16 protein-coding genes are annotated in these 18,219 nt (G+C 72.5%); 4 read left to right on the plus strand and 12 right to left on the minus strand.

All coding sequences use genetic code 11. The features are described 5' to 3' along the window. Positions 1-49 precede the first annotated feature (49 nt). The 8 genes from E2C06_RS09365 to E2C06_RS09400 form a co-directional block, all read right to left on the minus strand. Positions 50-1,789, minus strand: a complete 1,740-nt coding sequence (locus tag E2C06_RS09365) for an ABC transporter ATP-binding protein/permease (RefSeq protein WP_133288336.1) — start codon at positions 1,787-1,789, stop codon at positions 50-52. Positions 1,790-1,828: 39 nt separating this feature from the next. Beyond that, positions 1,829-2,278 (minus strand): DUF1499 domain-containing protein, encoded by a 450-nt coding sequence (locus E2C06_RS09370; RefSeq protein WP_133288337.1) that lies wholly within the window; start codon positions 2,276-2,278, stop codon positions 1,829-1,831. Continuing rightward, positions 2,275-2,604, minus strand: coding sequence for a DUF3253 domain-containing protein (locus E2C06_RS09375; RefSeq protein WP_241671195.1), 330 nt, complete (start codon positions 2,602-2,604; stop codon positions 2,275-2,277). The genes E2C06_RS09370 and E2C06_RS09375 overlap by 4 nt, the downstream gene beginning before the upstream one ends. Positions 2,605-2,621: 17 nt before the next feature. Continuing rightward, on the minus strand, positions 2,622-3,104 hold the full coding sequence (locus E2C06_RS09380; protein WP_133288338.1) for an NAD(P)/FAD-dependent oxidoreductase: 483 nt from the start codon (positions 3,102-3,104) through the stop codon (positions 2,622-2,624). A 231-nt stretch (positions 3,105-3,335) separates the two neighbouring features. Beyond that, positions 3,336-4,232 carry a putative bifunctional diguanylate cyclase/phosphodiesterase gene (locus tag E2C06_RS09385; RefSeq protein ID WP_133288339.1) on the minus strand — a complete coding sequence of 299 codons (897 nt, stop codon included), beginning with the start codon at positions 4,230-4,232 and terminating at the stop codon, positions 3,336-3,338. A 166-nt stretch (positions 4,233-4,398) separates the two neighbouring features. Continuing rightward, the gene (locus E2C06_RS09390; protein ID WP_133288340.1) at positions 4,399-5,139 is read right to left on the minus strand and encodes a DUF1194 domain-containing protein; all 741 of its coding nucleotides are present in this window, start codon (positions 5,137-5,139) and stop codon (positions 4,399-4,401) included. Between the two features lie 220 nt (positions 5,140-5,359). After that, on the minus strand, positions 5,360-5,938 hold the full coding sequence (locus E2C06_RS09395; protein WP_133288341.1) for a DUF924 family protein: 579 nt from the start codon (positions 5,936-5,938) through the stop codon (positions 5,360-5,362). Beyond that, on the minus strand, positions 5,935-8,853 hold the full coding sequence (locus E2C06_RS09400) for an FAD-binding and (Fe-S)-binding domain-containing protein (RefSeq protein ID WP_133288342.1): 2,919 nt from the start codon (positions 8,851-8,853) through the stop codon (positions 5,935-5,937). Before E2C06_RS09400 ends, E2C06_RS09395 begins: the two co-directional genes overlap by 4 nt. Positions 8,854-9,012: 159 nt before the next feature. Here E2C06_RS09400 and E2C06_RS09405 point away from each other — a divergent pair, with 159 nt between their 5' ends. From E2C06_RS09405 to E2C06_RS09415, 3 genes are all read left to right on the plus strand, one after another. Then, on the plus strand, positions 9,013-10,197 hold the full coding sequence (locus tag E2C06_RS09405) for a pyridoxal-phosphate-dependent aminotransferase family protein (protein WP_133288343.1): 1,185 nt from the start codon (positions 9,013-9,015) through the stop codon (positions 10,195-10,197). A gap of 153 nt (positions 10,198-10,350) precedes the next feature. Then, positions 10,351-10,881 (plus strand): thermonuclease family protein, encoded by a 531-nt coding sequence (locus tag E2C06_RS09410; RefSeq protein WP_241671196.1) that lies wholly within the window; start codon positions 10,351-10,353, stop codon positions 10,879-10,881. A 294-nt stretch (positions 10,882-11,175) separates the two neighbouring features. After that, positions 11,176-11,814, plus strand: a complete 639-nt coding sequence (locus E2C06_RS09415; RefSeq protein WP_165982299.1) for a VOC family protein — start codon at positions 11,176-11,178, stop codon at positions 11,812-11,814. A 124-nt stretch (positions 11,815-11,938) separates the two neighbouring features. On the opposite strand, the gene E2C06_RS09420 is transcribed toward E2C06_RS09415, so the two are convergent. After that, positions 11,939-12,538: a class I SAM-dependent methyltransferase gene (locus tag E2C06_RS09420; RefSeq protein WP_133288345.1), complete on the minus strand. Its 600-nt coding sequence runs from the start codon at positions 12,536-12,538 to the stop codon at positions 11,939-11,941. Between the two features lie 131 nt (positions 12,539-12,669). Between E2C06_RS09420 and E2C06_RS09425 the strand changes: the two genes are divergently transcribed. Further along, positions 12,670-14,058: a PleD family two-component system response regulator gene (locus E2C06_RS09425; RefSeq protein ID WP_133288346.1), complete on the plus strand. Its 1,389-nt coding sequence runs from the start codon at positions 12,670-12,672 to the stop codon at positions 14,056-14,058. A gap of 145 nt (positions 14,059-14,203) precedes the next feature. On the opposite strand, the gene rpmG is transcribed toward E2C06_RS09425, so the two are convergent. The 3 genes from rpmG to rnr all read right to left on the minus strand — a co-directional run bounded on the left by rpmG (position 14,204) and on the right by rnr (position 18,219). Then, entirely contained in the window at positions 14,204-14,371 is a 168-nt protein-coding gene (rpmG, locus tag E2C06_RS09430; RefSeq protein ID WP_133288347.1) for a 50S ribosomal protein L33, read from the minus strand. Between the two features lie 105 nt (positions 14,372-14,476). Then, a complete protein-coding gene (locus tag E2C06_RS09435) occupies positions 14,477-15,898 on the minus strand; it encodes a S41 family peptidase (protein ID WP_133288348.1) in 1,422 nt (473 codons plus the stop codon). 110 nt (positions 15,899-16,008) lie between these two features. After that, positions 16,009-18,219, minus strand: coding sequence for a ribonuclease R (rnr, locus tag E2C06_RS09440; RefSeq protein ID WP_133288349.1), 2,211 nt, complete (start codon positions 18,217-18,219; stop codon positions 16,009-16,011).

The following is an 18,219-nucleotide window of genomic DNA, read 5'->3' on the forward strand; positions in this document are numbered from 1 at the left end:
ACCCCGCACGGGGCGGTGAACGGGTTGCGATGCGCCGCGGTTCCTCCCGTCAGGCGGCGCCGGCCACCAACTGCCGGTCGCGCACCCGCAAGGAGCGCCGGTGGTACTGCGCGACCGCCGGCCGATGCGCGATCGAGACCAGCGTCGTCCCCGGCAGCCGTTCCTGCAGCAGCGCATAGAAGCGCGCCTCCGCCTCGGGGTCGAGGCTGGCGGTCGCCTCGTCGAGGAAGAGCCAGTCCGGCTTCAGCAGCAGGGCGCGGGCCAGCGCCACGCGCTGCTGCTCGCCGCCCGAGAGGCGACGGTCCCAGGCATCCTCCTCCTCCAGCCGCGCCGCCAGGGAACCAAGCCCGGCATCCTCCAGCGCGGCGCGGACCTCGGCCTCGGTGAAGTCGGTGACCGGGCGGGGGTAGCACACCGCGCGGCGCAGCGGGCCGAGAGGCAGATAGGGCCGCTGCGGCAGGAACAGCACCGAGGCGCCCTGCGGTACCCGCACCCGCCCGGCGCCGAAGGGCCAGATGCCGGCGATGGCGCGGAACAGGGTGGACTTGCCGGAACCGGAGGGGCCGGCGATCAGCACCGCTTCACCCGGCGCGATCCGGGCCGTGGCATCGTCCAGCAGCACGCGGCCGTCGGGCAGGGCCAGGGTGACGTCCTCCAGCGCCAGGTCGGGCCGCGGCTCCGCCGCCGCCTGCACCCCGGCGCTCGCCTCGGTCGCGCCGCGGGCGGCATCGATCGCGTCGAGGAAGCCGGTGATGCGCTTCACCGTGGCGCGCCATTCCGTCAGCGAGGCGTAGTTGTCGACAAACCAGGACAGCGCGCCCTGCACCTCCCCGAATGCATTGGCCGTCTGGGTCAGGCCGCCGAGCGGGATCCTGCCGGCGAAATAGGCCGGGGCGGCGACGACGAAGGGGAAGACGGTCGCCACCTGGGAGTAGCCGGCGGTAAAGAAGGTCAGCCGCTTGGTGGCGACCATGATCGCCCACCAATTCTCGATCAGCGCCTGGAAGCGCTGGACCAGGCCGCGCCGCTCGTCCACCTCCCCGCCATAGAGCGCGATGCCCTCGGCATTGTCGCGCAGCCGGACCAGGGCGTAGCGGAAATCGGCCTCGACCCGCTGCTGGTTGAAGTTCAGCGGAATCAGCGCCCGGCCGACCCAATGCGCCAGCACGGTGCCGACCACCGCATAGACCAGCGCCACCCAGACCATGTAGCCGGGGATCTCGATGCCGAAGAGCGTCGCCGGGCCCGACAGGCCCCAGAGCACCAGGATGAAGCTGAACAGCGACACCACCGAGCGCATCAGGCCGAGCCCAAGCGCCAGGGTGTTGTCGACGAACATCCTGAGGTCTTCCGCCACGCGCTGGTCCGGGTTGTCGGTGCCGGGATCGGTCAGGGCTATGCGGTAATAGGCCCGGTCGGCCAGCCAGCGGTCCAGCACCTGCCGCGTCATCCAGCCGCGCCAGCGGATCTGCAGCGCCTGCCGCAGATAGAGCTGGTAGACCGCGATCAGGATGTACAGCACGGCGACGAAGACGAAGCCGGGCATCGGCCCGCTGTCGGTCTGCCGCCACCAGAACAGCAGCGCCCAGAAGGCGTCGCCGTCTTTCGCCTGCAGGCTGTTGAAGAACTCCCGGTTCCAGTAGCTGAGCAGCACGCTCATCCCGACCAGGGACAGGTTGAGCACGACGACGACCCCGAGCAGCAGCCGGGCGCGCCAGCGCTCCTCGCTGCGCCAGAAGGGGCCGGCGATGCGCCAGGCATCGGCCAGAAAGGAGTTCAGGCGCCGCATGGGCCTTCTCCGCGGGTCAGGAGGGGAAAGGGGAGGAACTCAGCGTTTGCGCAGCGCGGCGTCGAAGGCGGCCAGCCAGGCCTCCACCCGCTTGCGGTTCACGCCCATGTCGGACCAGCCGAAGAGGCTGCGCGAATAGAGGAAGAGCCCGGCGCCCTGCGCGCCGGGCACCAGCTCGGCCACGATGATGTCCGGGTAGTTCATCAGCGCCGAGCGGGCGACCCATTGCGCCTGGCGCCGGGCGGGGAACTCGCCGTAGCGGGCGACGCGGTCCATGCCGTCCCCCAAGGCCTGCAGCACAGGCCAGGCGGTGGCGGCATCGACCGGCAGGGGCGGCATGACGACCTGCGCCTGCGGATGCGCGCCGGCCGGCGCGGCGAGGCAGGTATTGGGCGAGGCCGGCAGCCGCAAGGCGGCGAAGTCGAGCGGCTCGGCCGGCGGCAGCCCGCCCGCGCCGGAGGAGAACAGGGAGCCGATCGGCGCGTTCATTCCGCGGTCTCCCCGGCCGTGCCGCCGGGGACCCGCAGGCGGATGACGCCGCGCACGGCCTCGGCCGGAACCGGCTTGCCCTTGCGGAGGATCTCCAGCTGCCCGGCCCCGGCAAGCGCGACCGCGGCCTGCCGCACCTTGCCCATCAGCGGCCGCCAGGCGGCCTCCTCGCCGCCGGCCAGGGCGCGGGCGACCTCGCTGGGGCAGATCGACTTGTCGGCGCCGCGCGCGGTGGCCTGGCGGAGGATTTCGGAGGCGATCGCCTCCGGTGCGGGATTCGTCATGATGCGGCGAAGATAGGCCGGGGCGGCCAAGGCACCAGCCATGTTTCGTGCAACCGGGATCAAACCGGCAGGGCCGCGGCCAGCGCGGTGCCGCTGTTGAAGGCCGCCTCGGCCTGCCCGGCCAGGCACCAGGCGCCGGCGAGGCCCAGGCCGAGCGCCGGATCGACCAGGCAAGGCCGGCCGAGCGGTACCTCCACCAGAGAGTAGCGCCAGCGATGCGCCGCGGCATGGATGGGCGCGGGCAGGGTTGCCCCGGCCCAGGCCGAGAGCGCCTCGAGCAGCGCCGGCATGACCGTCCCGGGCGTTTCCTCCAGATGAGTGCGCGACCAGGAGTGGCTGCCCTGCACCACCCAGCACTCGGCGCCCCGGGGCCGGCCCGGCTTGGAGCTGTCCCGCGCCGCCCAGCCGATCGGCCCGCCATTGCCGGGCCGCATCCCGTCCGGCAGGGGCAGCGGCGCGGCGCAGGCGGCCATCACCGTCCAGCAGGGCGCCAGCTTCACCGCCTCCAGCAGTGCCGGCCAGCCGGGCGCATGCGGCGCCACAAGCGGCGTGGCCTGATCCGGCGGCAGGGTGACCGCGACGACGTCGAAGGGACCCTCGCGGTCCGGCTCGGCCGCCGGCAGCGGCCGGCCGGGCCGGACCAGCGCGGCGTCGAGGTGACGGTTGATCCAGGCGCCCGGCCCGCCCTCGATCGTTGTGACATGCCGCGCCGCGGCGATGTCGAGCGCAACGATGGAGCCTTGCCGTATCGCCGCAAGGGGGGCAGCGCGCGGTCAGGCATTCCCGTGCCGTCCCGCGGCCATGCCGGCGGGCGGCCGGGCTGTCCCGGGGGCGACGGCACCGCCGGCCAGCAGCATCTCGAGCGGCATCGGCCCGCCGAAGAGAAAGCCTTGCGCCTCCTCGAACCCCAGCCCGACGAGCAGCGCCCGCTGCTCCGGCGTCTCCACGCCCTCGGCCACCAGGTGGAGCCGCATCGCCCGGCCGATGTCGCGGACCGCCCGCAGGATCGCCAGGTCGGCCGGCTGGCCCGGCAGCGGCGCGACCAGGCTGCGGTCCAGCTTCAAGGTGCTGAAGGGCAGCCGCCGCAGCCAGGCGAGGGAGGCATAGCCGGTGCCGAAATCGTCGAGTGCTAGGCCGATGCCGCGACCGCGCAGCGCCCCGAGCACGGCGGCGACCTCGGCGTCCTCGGCCAACGGCAGGCTTTCGGTCAGTTCGAGCTCCAGGCGCTCAGGCGCCAGGCCGCTTTCCGCCAGGGCAAGTTCCACTTGGCCGGGCAGGATGCCGGCGGCGAGCTGCCGGGCCGAGACATTGACCGAGACCTGGCCCAGCCCGGGATGGCGCGAAGCGTCAGCCGCCGCCCGGCGCAGCGCCCAGCCGCCGAGCGCGACGATCAGGTCGGAGCCCTCGGCGACCGGGATGAAGGCGGTGGGCGGCACGCTGCCGCGGGCGGGGTGGTGCCAGCGCAGCAGGGCCTCCGCTCCCCGGCGGCTGCCATCGGCCAGGCGGATGCGGGGCTGGTAGTGCAGCGTCAGCTCGCCGCGGCCGATCGCGCCGCGCAGGTCGGTGGCAAGCCGCCGCCGCAGCGCGCGGTCGAGCATGCCGGCCGCAGCGGCGATCGGGGCTTGGCCTGCGGCCGGGTCCTTCCCGGGGGCTTCGGGGGGTGCTGGCATCCTGCCGATCCTCTGTGCAGCGGCAGTAGCCACTCCCGGCGTGAAGCAACCCCTAAGGTCCGGCGCGTCGCGGAACGCCTGTCGTCAGCGAAGCAGGAATGCCGAGGCCTTGCCGCAGTCGAGATCCACCTGCGCCGTGTCACGGCCGTGATGATCGCGGCAAGGCTCAGGCAAAACGTTCCACCCGGGCGCCCGGGGCCGGGACGGCGGCGATCTCGCGGATGATCTTGCGGCGCACCGCGGCCTCGAAGGCCGGGAAGCCTTCCGCCACCACCAGGAAGGCGCCGGGGCCGCCGATCACCTCCTCGCGGTAATAGGTGTCGAGCGGCGGCAGGCCGGCGGTCTGGGCGAAGGGGCTCGGCTGCTTGTCGAGCACCGCCAAGCCGTTCAGCACGATGCCCTGCGCCAAGGCTTCCTCCCGCGCATCGGCCACCGGGCGGCCGGAATTGTTCACCCCGTCGCCGGAGATGTCGACCACCTTGCGGGTCCCCTCGAAGCCCTGGCCGAACTGCCGCGCGGCGAAGTCCATGGCGCCGGAGATCGAGGTATAGAGCCAGGTGCGGCGCGGCGCCGCAGCGATGGCATCGGCGAAGCCATGGGCCGAGGCGGGGCTGTCGAGCCTGGTCCAGGGGACCACGATGGTCTGGATATGCCAGTCGGACCAGGTGAACATCTGGCAGGCGATCGCGCCGACCGGGCCGCCCATGATGCCCTCGATCAGCTTGCGGTCGCGGAAGGCGGCCTCGTAGCCGGTGAACTGCAGCTCCTGCTCCTCGGGGTCGACCGAGCGGCTGACATCGACCGCCAGGATCAGCTCGACATCCACGGGGGCATTGGCGCGGGCCCGGCCGGAGAGCAGGAGGGCGGGCGTGGCCAGGGCGGCGCCCAGCAGCGAACGACGGAGCATGTGACCCCCTTGCGCCGGTGCCCGCGCCGCGCTCGGCGGGTCGGTGCGGTCCGGCATGGACCTGAAGGCGGGCCGTAGGCTGGGCTGCTCCCTGTTCTTGCGGTCAGACTAGAAGGCGCTTTGCTGCGCCGCAAGATAATGTTGCGATGCACAACGCGCGCGATGTGACCGGGTTGCCGACAACCTGGCCGAAGATGGTGTCCAGCTTCTTGGCGAAGGATCAGAAGCCGGCGCCGGGCTGCGCCAGGTAGTCCGCCTCGGCCGGCGTCGTCGCCCGGCCGAGCGCGACGTTGCGGTGCGGGAAGCGGCCGAAGCGCCGGATGACCGCGCGGTGGGCCCAGGCATAGGCGATGCTGCCGCCCGGCGCGGCATGCGCCGGGTCGTCCCGCAGCCCCTCGAAGAGCGCCACCGAGAGGTCCTGGTCGGCAGCCTCCTCGGAATGCTCGAAGGGAAGGTAGAGGAAGCAGCGGGCGGTGCAGGGCAGCGTCAGGTCGTGCCGTTCGCGCAGCACCGCCCGGCGCGCCACGGCACGGGCATGCGGATCGGACGCGAAGGCGGCGGCGGTGCCGCGATGCAGGTTGCGCGGGAACTGATCGAGCACCAGCAACAGGGCCAGCGCGCCCTCGGGCGTCGCGGCCCAGGCATCCAGGGCGCCGTCCCGCGCCGGGGCCAGCAGGTCGCCGAAGCGGTCGCGGCAGGCAGCGTCGAAACCCGGGTCCGGCCGGAACCAGCGTTCGACCTGCCAGGGGGCGAGGTCGGGGCCGAACCAGAAGCCGAGGATGTCCGAGGGCCCGGTCATGCCAGGGCCCGATCGAGAACGCGGACGCTGTGCAGCGCCTCCCGGCCCGACAGATCGGCGATCTGGTGGCGGCAGGAGGTGCCGTCGGCGACGACCAGGTGGTCGGCGGGGGCGGCACGGACCGCCGGCAGCAGGGACAGCTCGGCCATGGCCTTCGAGACCTCGAGGTGCTCGGCCTCGTAGCCGAAGGCCCCGGCCATGCCGCAGCAGGAGGAGGTGATGGGCGTCACCTTCAGCCCCGGAACCAGGGTCAGCATGGCGACCGCGGCGGGGAAGGCGCCGAAGCTCTTCTGGTGGCAATGGCCGTGAATACGCGCGGCGGCAGCGGCGATCGGCCTCAAGGCAAGCCGGGGCTTCTCCCGCGCCAGGAATTCCGACAGCAGCAGGGCGCGGTCGGCCAGCGCCCGGGCCGGCTCGCCCGGCAGCAGGGCGGGAAATTCGTCGCGCAGCGTCAGCAGGGAGGAGGGCTCGATGCCGATGACCGGGGAGGCGAAGGCCGAGAGCGCCGCGAGCGTCCGCCGCGCCTCGGCCCGCGCCTCCTCGACCAGCCCGGCGGCGAGCAGCGTGCGTCCCTCGTCGAGCGGCCGGCTGCCCCTGGCCGGGCGGGCCACGGTGACGCGGTAGCCGGCGGCGGCCAGCACGCGGGCGGCGGCGCGCAGGTTCTCCGGCTCGAAGTACCGGTTGAAGACATCGGGGAGGAGGATCACCTCGCCAGGCCGGCCGTCCGGCGCCGGCAACTCGGCATCATGGAAGGCGTCGCGGCGGAAGCGCGGCAGGGTGCGGCCGGCGGCGAAGCCGAGCAGGCGTTCGGACAGCCCGGCGAGGCCGGGGATGCCGTCCCGCGCATTCGCCAGGAAGGGGGCGAGGCTGGCGAAGGGCGCCCAGCGCGGCATCGTCGCGATCAGCCGGTCCTTGGCGCTGATCCCATGCGTCCGGGCGCGCGCCGCCATCGCCTCGATCTTCATTTTCGCCATGTCGACGCCGGTCGGGCATTCGCGCTTGCAGCCCTTGCAGGAGACGCAGAGCTTGAGCGCCGCATGCACCTCGTCCGAGGCCAGCGCATCCGGGCCGAGCTGGCCGGTCAGGGCGAGGCGCAGCGTATTGGCGCGGCCGCGGGTCAGATGCTGCTCGTCGCGCGTGGCGCGGTAGCTCGGGCACATCACGCCGGCGTCGAATTTCCGGCAGGTGCCGTTGTTGTTGCACATCTCGACCGCGCCGAGCAGGCCGCCTTGCGGCCCCGGCCAGGCCGACCAGTCGAGCGCGGGCGTCACCCTGGGATCGGCCGCATAGTCCGCGTGGTAGCGGAACAGGCTTCGGTCATCCATCCGCGGCGGGCGGACGACGCGGCCGGGGTTCAGCAGCGCATGCGGGTCGAAGGCGTCCTTCACCGCCTCGAAAGCGCGGGCGATGCGGGGGCCGAACATCGGCTCGTTGAACTCGGACCGCACGATGCCGTCGCCATGCTCGCCGCTGTGGCTGCCCTTGTATTCGCGTACCAGGGCGAAGCATTCCTCGGCGATCGCGCGCATCTTCCGCACGTCCCCGCCGTCCTTCATGTTCAGCACGGGGCGGACATGCAGGCAGCCGACGCTGGCATGGGCATACCAGGTGCCGCGGGTAGCGTGCTTGGCGAACACGTCGTTCAGCCGTTCGGTGTAGTCGGCGAGGTCGGGCAGGCCGACTGCGCAATCCTCGATGAAGGAGACCGGCTTCCCGTCGCCCTTCATGCTCATCATGATGTTGAGCCCGGCCTCGCGCACCTCGGCCACCGCGGCCTGGAAGCCGGGGTCGATGCAGCGGACCACGGCGCCGGGATAGCCGAGATCGGCCATCATCTCGTCCAGCGCATCCAGCCGCCGGGCGAGCGGGCCGTCCTCCTCGCCGTGGAATTCGACGATCAGCAGGCTGTCCGGCTCGCCCATCACGATCCTGTCGATGGTGGCGCGATAGATCGGGATGGAGCGGCCGAGGTCGATCATGGTGCGGTCGACCAGCTCCACCGCCTCCGGGTCCAGCGTCACCAGGTGCTGGGAGGCCGCCATGGCGGCGCGGAAGCTCGGGAACTGGCAGATGCCGAGCGCCTTGCGCGGCTTGATCGGCCAGAGCTTGAGATCAAGCGCGGCGGAGAAGGCCAGCGTCCCCTCCGAGCCCACCAGCAGCCGCGCTAGGCTGCCGCGGCCGGCGGCGCGCCCGGCGGGCGTCAGCGCATCGAGGTTGTAGCCGCCGACGCGGCGGAGCTGCTCGGGGAAGCGGGCGGCGATCTCCTCCGCCTCCCGCGCGCCCAGGGCACGCAGCCGCTGGATCAGGTCGGCGATGCCGGCCGGCACATCGGCGCCGAGGTTGTCCGGCAGCTCGCCGAAGCGGAAGCGGGAGCCATCGGCCAGCAGCGCGTCGATGCCCAGCACGTTGTCGGCCATCAGCCCGTAGCGGATCGACTTGCTGCCGCAGGAGTTATTGCCCGCCATGCCGCCGATGGTGCAGCGCGCCCAGGTCGAGGGATCGACCGGGAAGAACAGGCCGTGCCGCTTCAGTTGGTCGTTCAGCGCGCCGAGCGCGATGCCGGGCTGCACCGTCGCGGTGCGCGCCGCCGGATCGACCGAGACGACATCCCGCAGGTGCTTGGTGCAGTCGATCACCAGCGCGCGGTTCACCGTCTGGCCGCATTGGCTCGTCCCGCCGCCGCGCGGCAGGACCGGGATGCCCTCCTCCCGGCAGAGCGACATCGCGGCTTCCACGTCGGCGATGCTGCGGGGGACCAGAACGCCGATCGGCTCGACCTGGTAGATGCTGGCATCCGTCGCGTAGCGGCCGCGGTCGGCGGCGGTCCAGAGCACCTCGCCCTCGGTCTCGCGGCGGAGGCGGTCGGCGATGCGGCTGTCGCCGATGCGGTCCTTCCCGGGCGTCACGGCGTTCATGCGGTTCCTGGGCCCCGTGTCCAATCGTTCTCGGCTGTCATGTAGGGCGGCCTGGGGCATCTGTCCGATCTATAATGCTCATCAATCCAAGAAGGGCTTCTCATTGGCGCCCAGGCATGGATCGGCGCCATAAGGCCGCCGACGAAGGGGAGAGCATCCATGGCCTATTTCCAGTCCAAGCCGACCTCCGGCCGGCACTTCCTGCAGATACCGGGGCCGTCCAATACGCCCGACCGCGTGCTGCGGGCGATGGACTACCCGACCATGGATCATCGCGGGCCGGATTTCGGCCGCTTCGGCAAGCAGTTGCTGGAAAAGCTCCGCGGCGTCTTCAAGACCAGCCAGCCGGTCGTGGTCTTCCCGGCCTCCGGCACCGGCGCCTGGGAAGCGGCGCTGGCCAATACGCTGTCGCCGGGCGACCGCGTGCTGATGTGCGAGACCGGCTGGTTCGCCCACCTCTGGCAGGAACTCGCGGGGAAGCTCGGCCTCAAGCCCGAGCTGATCGAGACCGACTGGCGCCGCGGCGCCGATGTCGCGGCGATCGAGGCGGCGCTGCGCGAGGACAAGGCGCATGGCATCAAGGCGGTCTGCGTGGTGCACAACGAGACCAGCACCGGCGCCACCTCCCGCATCGCCGCGGTCCGGAAGGCGATCGACGCCGCCGGCCATCCGGCGCTTCTGCTGGTCGATACCATCAGCGGCCTCGCCTCGATCGACTACCGGCACGACGAATGGGGCGTCGACGTCACCATCGCCGGCAGCCAGAAGGGGCTGATGCTGCCGCCCGGCCTGTCCTTCAACGCCATCTCGCAAAAGGCCCTGAAGGCGGCGGAGGGCGCCGGGATCCCGCGCAGCTACTGGGACTGGCGGCCGATGCTGGCGGCGAACGCGCAGGGCTTCTTCCCCTCCACCCCGGCGACCAACCTGCTCTACGGGCTGGATGCGGCCATCGACATGCTGATGGAGGAAGGCCTCGACAACGTCTTCGCCCGGCATGACCGCTTCGCCGAGGCGACCCGCCGCGCGGTGCGCGCCTGGGGACTCGAGGTCCAGGTCGAGGTGCCCGGCGAGTATTCCTCGGTGCTCACCGCGGTGCGACTGCCGGAGGGCCACAGCGCCAATGCGCTGCGGGCGACGATCCTCGAGAAGTTCAACATGAGCCTCGGCAACGGGCTCGGCCGGCTGAACGACCGGGTCTTCCGGATCGGCCATCTCGGCGATTTCGGTCCGCTGCAGCTGGTAGGCACGCTGGGCGGGGTGGAGATGGGCCTCGGCGCCGCCGGGGTGCCGCACAAGCCGGGCGGCGTGCAGGCGGCGATGGCCTATCTGAACGGCAACGCCTGACGCCTGCGGTCCAAGCGCAAGAAGATTTCACCTTCCTGCGCTCCCCTACGCCCGGACCCCCGCGGCTGCGGGCCGGTGCTTCGCCTGTCGAGGGTTAGCCTTCGAACTCCGAAGTGGCATAATGATTAGGCTTGCCACTTTGGAGTGTCCCGCTTGCGACGGCTGCCGGCCTTCACCCTCGCCCTGCTCGCCTCGCTGCATGTCCTGCCCGCGCTCGCGGCCAGTGAACTGACCGGCCAAGTCGTCGGCATCACCGACGGCGACACCCTGACCCTCCTGACACCCGACCGGCGGCAGACCAGGGTGCGGCTGGCCGAGATCGACACCCCGGAACGCCGCCAGCCCTATGGCAGCCGGGCGCGGGAGGCACTGGCCGACCTGGCCTTCCAGCGCCGGGTCCGCGTGGTGGTCGAGGATACCGACCGCTATGGCCGCAGCGTCGGCCGGGTCTATGCCGGCGCCCGCGACGTGAATGCCGAGATGGTCCGTCGCGGCGCCGCCTGGGTCTATGATCGCTACAACCACGATTCCAGGCTGCCGGCGCTGGAGGCCGAGGCCCGTGCCGCCCGCCGCGGCCTCTGGGCGCTGCCTGAGGCGGAGCGGATGCCGCCCTGGGAATGGCGCCGCCGCGCCAAGGCGGAACGCGAGGTCGAGCCGGGGCCGCGCCGGGGCGCGCCCGGCTGAGCCTCGGCGCAGGCCGGTGTGCCGCCCACCTGCGGCGCCGGCTTCGGGCGGGCGGATCGCATCGCCGGCGGCCGCTGGCTTCCCCGGCGGTGGAGCGCCGCGCGCCGCGGAATTGATCTGGCGCATTACCCGCCCCTGCGGCGTTGGCATGATGCCATCGTTGCGCACCCCCGCCGCGGCATGACGGGGGCAGGGGGCGCGGCGCTGTTCGGCAGGACCCATTCGCGGCGCGCCGACCGTGACGACGCAGTGCGCGGCGGCCCGCATCCGGCCGCCGCGGCAAGGGAGATGACTATGGCCGAAATCGACCACATCGTGCTGGGCGCCCGGACGCTCGAGGAAGGCGCCGCCTTCGTCGAGCAGCATCTCGGCGTGAAGCCCCGCCCGGGCGGCAGGCATGAGGGTTTCGGCACCCACAACATGCTGCTCGGCCTCGGCAAGGGCACCTACCTGGAGATCATCGCTCCCGACCCCGAGCAGCCGGAGCCGGCGCATGCCCGGCTCTTCGACCTCGACGACCCGGCGACCAAGGTGATGCTGGAGGCCGAGCCGCGCCTGCTCGCCTGGGTGGCCCGCACCCCGGTAATGGATGCGGTGGTCTCCCGGCTCGGCCACCGCGCCGGGGAAGTGCGGGAGATGAGCCGCGGCGACCTGCACTGGCGCATGGCCTTCCCGCCGCAGCGGCAGGACATGGACAACCTGATCCCGGCCCTGATCGAGTGGAAGGGGGAGGGTGCCTCCTTCCGCCTGCCCGACAGCCATGTCCGGCTTTTGCACCTCGAGGCCGAGCACCCCGAGGCCGATGCGGTCAGGGCGGCGCTGGCCGACCGCGGCCTCGACGAAGCGCTGAAGGTCCGCCGCAGCCCGCATGCCCGGCTGGTGGCCCGCCTGCGCCGGGCCGATGGGCAGGAGGTCACCCTCAGCAGCGGCTGACGCTTCGAAATAGATAGTCTCGCCCGCCTTCAACCGGGCTTTGCGCCTGTGCTACACAGGTTCGGCACCGGCCGGCGGCGGATCGTCCGCCGGGACCAATGCTTAGGCGAGGCGCATGCGGGCATTACCGCCGGGGCTGATACCGCCAGACACTGGCCGGCGGGAGGTTGAGCGGCGTCCAGGCCTCGCGCTTGGCGTGCAGCCCCAGCTTGCCATGGGGCAGCGGCGAGGTGATGCAGTAGGTGTAGAGCAGGAATCCCTTGCCGGGGGCCACTGCCTCGACTGCCGCCACGAAGCGCCGTTGCTGTTCCAGCGGCAGCAACACCAGTGGAATGCCGCAGATCGCGGTGCCGACCTTCCCATGCATCCGCTCCGGCAGGTCGCGCGCCAGCTCGAAGGCGTCGCCGCAGATCACGTTCACCCCCGGAAGGACCTCGCGCAGGTGCCCTGCCATCTCCGGCACGATTTCGATGACGGCCAGTTTCTCGGCCGGCACCCCGGCCGCGAGCAGGGCGCGGGAAACCACGCCTGTCCCGGCGCCGAGCTCCAGGACCACTTCGTCCGGCGCCCGCTCGACCAGCGCAGCGATGCGCCGGCACAGGCTGGAGGAGGATGGGATGACCGAGCCCATCTGCAGCGGGTTGGCGAGCCATCGCTTGAAGAAAAGCGCGGCATTCGTCACCTGCCGCCGGTCGGCGACCCCATCCGCCGTCAATCCCGACATCCCGTATTCCCTTCTCGCCCCGAGGCCGGTCCTTCCCGGCCGGCCGCTTCCATAATGTCGACGCCAAAGGCAGCGAAGGCCCTGGGCGGTTACAGGTCGACCCGCGGTGGCGGATTTCACGGTGCGGTCATATGACAGCGCGCATCTTGGTGGTCGACGACATCCCGGCCAACCTCCGCCTCCTCGAAGCGAAACTTCTTGCCGAATACTACGAGGTCGCGCTCGCCTCGAGCGGGCCGGAGGCCCTGGCCATGGCCGCCCGCTGGGCGCCTGACGTCATCTTGCTCGACGTCATGATGCCGGGGATGGACGGCTACGAGGTCTGCCGCAGGCTGAAGTCGCAGGATGCGACGGCGCATCTGCCCGTCGTGATGGTCACCGCATTGATCGACCAGGCCGAACGCGTCCGCGGCCTTGAGGCCGGGGCCGACGACTTCCTGTCGAAGCCGGTCGACGACGCGACCATGTTTGCCCGGCTACGGGCCCTGCTCCGGGTCAAGCAGGTGTTGGATGCCTGGCGGCAGCGCACCGACACCGCCCGCCAGCTCGGCATCGAGCCGCCGCCCGAACCCCGCGCCGGCATCGAGGGTGCCAAGGCCCTGGTCCTGTCCGAGATGCCGGGCGAGTGCCGCCAGATCGCCGAGGCCCTCGCGGCCGATGGGGTCGAGGTGCACCAGTCCGGCCGCTCGGACGAGGCGCGGCGGGCACTGCTGGAGGGGAATTTCGACCTTGCGGTGCTCTGCCTGCCGCCCGAGGGCGGCGACGTGCTCCGCCTCGCCTCCCGCCTGCGGGCCGAGGCGGCGACCCGCGACCTGCCGGTGCTGCTGACCGCCGATCCCAGCCAGCGCGGCCTGGTGCTGCGCGGCTTCGACCTCGGCGCCAACGACCACGTGCTGCGGCCGATCGACGCCAACGAGCTGCGCGCCCGGGCGCGCAACCAGGTGCGCCGCAAATGGTACCAGGAGCGGCTGCGCAACGACCTCGACCGCTCGCTCGAACTGGCGGTGACCGACCCGCTGACCGGGCTGCGCAACCGCCGCTATGTCCGCCGCCACCTGGACGGCGTGCTGCGCGGCTCGGACGCCGCGGTCATGCTGCTGGACGTCGACCGGTTCAAGGCGATCAACGACACCTACGGCCATGCCGCCGGGGATGCCGCGCTGAGGGAGGTGGCCGAGCGGCTGAAGTTGCACCTGCGCGCCGCCGACGTGCTGGCGCGCTACGGCGGTGAGGAGTTCATGGTGGTGCTGGCCGGCGCGCCGACCGACTATGCGGCCATGGTCGCCGACCGGCTGCGCGGGGCTCTGAGCAACGACCCGATCTCGGTCGGGCCGGCGCTGCTGCCGATCACCATCAGCATAGGCCTGGCGATCGCCCCGGCGGGCTGTTCCGTCTCCGGCGCCATCGCCGCGTCGGATGCGGCGCTGTATCGCGCCAAGGCGGCCGGGCGGAACCGGGTGGAGACGGCGGTGCCGGAGGACTTCATCGCCGCGCCGCCGGACCAGGCGACCGAAGGCTGAACGAAGCCGGGGAGAAGCCATTCTCCGCGAATCGCTCGTTCATTTCTGTGGCTCGCCGCCCGCTGCACCACGCAAAAAAGCGGCCGGGTTGCCCCGTCCGCTTCCCGGCTCCGGCAGGCAATGCGGCGCTGTCGCGCCGCGGGCCTTACTTGATCTTGGCTTCGCGGAACACGACGTGCTTGCGCACGACCGGGTCGTACTTGTTCATCTCGAGCTTGCCGGTGGTGTTCCGGACGTTCTTCTTGGTCACGTAGAAGAAGCCGGTCTCGGCGCTGCTGACGAGCTTGATCTGGATGGTGTTCGACTTGGCCATAATGAAGCCTTCGCGTGTTTGGTCTGCCGGGCTGGCGGAAGGGCGCGGACAGTAACGCCCGGGGCGGCGGCGTCAAGGGTGAAGGCGCCTGCGGAGGCTGCCGCGTCAGCGGGCGAGCGCCGACTCGTAGGCATCCGCCTGTTCGATCAGCGTCCGCGCCACGCCGAGATCGGCGGGGCGGCCCTCGGCCGGCGGGCAGGTATTGCGCAGCGCCGTCACCTCGCTGCCCGGCACCGGGGCGCGCGCCGCCCGCAGCCGGGCCAGCGTCCGCGCCATCGGCGGCTCGCCCTGGCGCAGCCTGGCCAGGGCCGCCGCCGTCGCCTCCGCGCCGAGGCTGGTGCAGACCGCAGGCAGCACGCCGAGCCCCTGGATCGGCCAGCCGCGCGGCGCCAGCACCCGGGACCAGGTGACCAGCAGGTCACCACCGTTCGGCAGCGGCACCACCGCCTGGATCAGCCCCTTGCCGGTGGTGGCGCTGCCCACCACCACGCCGCGGCCGCGGTCGGACAGCGCGGCGGCGACGATCTCAGCGGCCGAGGCGGTGCGGCCATCCACCAGCACCACCAGCGGCATGCCGCGCGCCAGGTCGGGCCCGGCCGAGACATAGGTGCGCGCCGCGTCCGGGTGCCGCCCGCCGGTCATCGCCACCACGCCCTCGGCCAGGAAGGCGCTGGCCACCGCGACCGCCTGGCCCAGCAGCCCGCCGCGGTTGCCGCGCAGGTCCAGCACCACGCCGCGCGGAACATTGGCGCGGAAGGCGTCCAGCAGCGCCTCCGTCAGCCGCAGGTCGGTGGCATTGGAGAAGCCGTCCAGCTGCAGCCAGAGGATGTCGTCCCGCCGCTGGGTGTGCAGGGTCTCAGGCGGCACGGTGCTCCGCAGCAGCAGCACGGTGAAGCGCCGCTTGCCGCGCTCCACCCGCAGCGCCACCTCGGTGCCGGCCGGGCCTTCCAGCAGGGCCGCGGCGGCGGCCAGGTCCTGCGCCGAGAGCGGCACGCCATCCGCCGCCAGCACCCGGTCGCCGACCCGGAGCCCGGCCTCGGCCGCCGGCGAGTCGGGCCGGATGGTGGCGATCAGCACCGCATTGCCGCGGCCGGCCGCCAGCCGCAGGCCGAGCCCGGTCTGGCCGATCCGCCGCGCCCGCGCCGCCATCGCCTCCTCCGGCGTCAGGTAGCGGCTATAGGGATCGAGGTGGTTGAACAGCTCCTCGAAGGCGCTCCGCAGCATGCGTTCGGTTCCCGCCCGGCGGATCGCCGGGGAGGCCCGCCAGGCCGCGTCGAACATGCCGGACAGCGCCACCGCCAGCGGCAGCGCCGCAGCCTCCGGCGGCCCCTGGGCCGGCAGGCTCGGCATCGGCCGGGCCGAGATCAGCCGGTCGGGAGCCGAGAGCAGCAGCGTGCCGCTCTGCAGTTCGGATTGCAGGGCCGGCTCCAGCACCTCGAGGCCGCGCAGGCTCCAGAGGCCGAGCTGGGCCGGGGTGGCGCGGTCGAGGTGGCGCTCCAGCACGGCGCCCAACGCGGTGGCCAGCACCGCCTGGACCTGCTCGCGCGGGAAGGGGCCTTCCTGCGCGCCGGCGGCGGGCGGGAAGAGCAGCAGCAGCAGCAGGGTCAGGAGGCCGGACGCGCCTCCGGTCCGGACCCTTACCTGCGCGGCTTTGCCTTCCGCGCCTGCTTCGGGTCGCGGGCCGGCCGGGCGCGCGCCGCGGGTTGTGCGGGCAGGCCCTGCATCAGGTGGAAGACCATGCCGCCGGTTCGGGGGGTTGCCTCGACCAGCCGCGCCTCGACCGCCTGGCCCAGGGTGAAGGTGATCCCCGTACGCTGGCCCGACAGCGAATGCCCCCGCTGGGCATGCCTGGCCTGGTCCTCGGTCCATCGGTCGTCCGGCAGGGACGCGAGAGGAACGATTCCGCTTGCGCCATTCGCCTCTACGGTGACGAACAGGCCGAACCGTGTCACCCCAGAAATGCGTGCATCGAACACCTCTCCGATCCGCTGCGACATGTATGCCGCAAGGTAGCGGTCGACGGCGTCGCGTTCGGCCGCCGCGGCGCGGCGTTCGGTCTGGGTGATGTGCTCGCCCGTGTCGGGGAAGCGCGCCGCCTCGGTCTCCTGCAGCCCGCCGTCGCCGAGCTTCAGGCCGCGCACCAGGGCGCGGTGCACCAGCAGGTCGGCGTAGCGGCGGATCGGGCTGGTGAAATGCGCGTAGCGGCCCAGCGCCAACCCGAAATGGCCGATGTTCTCCGGCGCATAGGCGGCCTGCGACTGGCTGCGCAGCACCGTCTCGTGCACCAGTCGTTCCTCCGGCTTGCCTGTGACCAGGTCGAGCACATGGGCGAAGTCGCGTGGCTGGAGGCGGTCGCCCTGCGGCAGGGTGATGTCGAAGGCCTCGAGGAATTGCCGCAAGCCCTCCAGCTTCTGGTCCGAAGGCCGGTCGTGCACCCGGTACATGCAGGGTTGGGACAGCCGCTCGAGCTCCTCCGCCGCGCAGACATTGGCGGCGACCATGAACTCCTCGATCAGCCGGTGCGAATCGAGCCGGGCGCGCGGCTCGACGCCCAGCACGGTGCCGGCCGCGTCAAGCCGCACCCGGCGCTCCGGCAGGTCGAGCTCAAGCGTGCCGCGCCGCTCCCGCGCCGCCAGCAGGGCGTGGAAGGCGCCGTAGAGCGGCACCAGGGTACCGGTCGGGTCCTCGCCGGCGTCCCGGGCGGCCTGGGCCTGCTCGTAGGTCAGCCGGGCGGCGCTGCGCATGATCCCCCGCCCGAAGCGGTGGGCGGTCTTGCCGCCGCCGGCATCGAAGCGCATCTCGACGAAGAGGCAGCCGCGGTCCTCGCCCGGGCGCAGGCTGCACCAGCCGTTCGACAGCGCCTCGGGCAGCATCGGCACGACGCGGTCGGGGAAGTAGACGCTGTTCCCGCGCGCCCAGGCCTCGCGGTCCAGCGCCGAGCCGGGGCGGACGTAGTGCGCCACATCGGCGATGGCGACGAGCACGCGCCAGCCGGTGCCCTCGGGTTCCGCCCAGACCGCGTCGTCGAAGTCCCGCGCATCCTCGCCGTCGATGGTGACCAGCGGGACCTCGCGCAGATCCTCGCGCCCCGACGCATCGACGCCGCGGGTGTGCTCGGCCTCCCGCACCGCCTCGGTCGGGAAGACGTCCGGGATGCCATGGGCATGGATGCAGATCAGCGAGACCGACTTCGCCTCGCCCATCCGGCCCAGCACCTCGACCACCCGCGCCGGGCGCAGCCCGAGCTCGCGGCCGGGCAAAGGCTCGGCCAGGACGATCTGGCCGTTCTCGGCGCCGCCGGCCTCGCCGGGCGGGACGACCCATTCGGCCCGGTGGCGGCGGTCGGTCGGGACGATCCGGCCATTCTCGTAGACGCCGAGCACCCGGGCCGGTGCGGCGCCGGCAACGCGCTTGACCGTGGTGCCCTCGTACTTGCCGGCGCCGGCCGGCTTCAGCTTCGCCAGCACCCGCTCGCCCGGGGCGAGGGCCGGCTGCCCCGCGCGCTCCGGGCGCATGTAGATGACGGGCATGCGGCCCTGCTGGGCCTTCCAGCCGAGCGGCCGGGCGATCGGGTCGCCATCCGGGTCGGTGCCGGTGACCTCGATCACCGCCATCTCCGGCAGGCGGCCGGGGGCGCTGACGCCACGGCGGCCGGCCGGCGCCGCGCTGCCATCCGCCTTGAGGGACTTCAGCAATTCCCGCAAGGCCGGGCGCTGGTCGGTGCCGAGGCCGAAATGCCGGGATATCTCGGTCTTGCCGACCTTGCCCGGGCTGGCCTGCAGGAAGCGCCGCAGCGCCTCCTTCGAGGGCAGCGGCGCGTCTCCGCCGCCGGTGGGGCGGCGGGGCAT

Origin of the sequence: Dankookia rubra, assembly GCF_004355005.1 — a bacterium.
In the GTDB taxonomy this organism is placed as follows: Bacteria; Pseudomonadota; Alphaproteobacteria; order Acetobacterales; family Acetobacteraceae; genus Paracraurococcus; species Paracraurococcus ruber_A.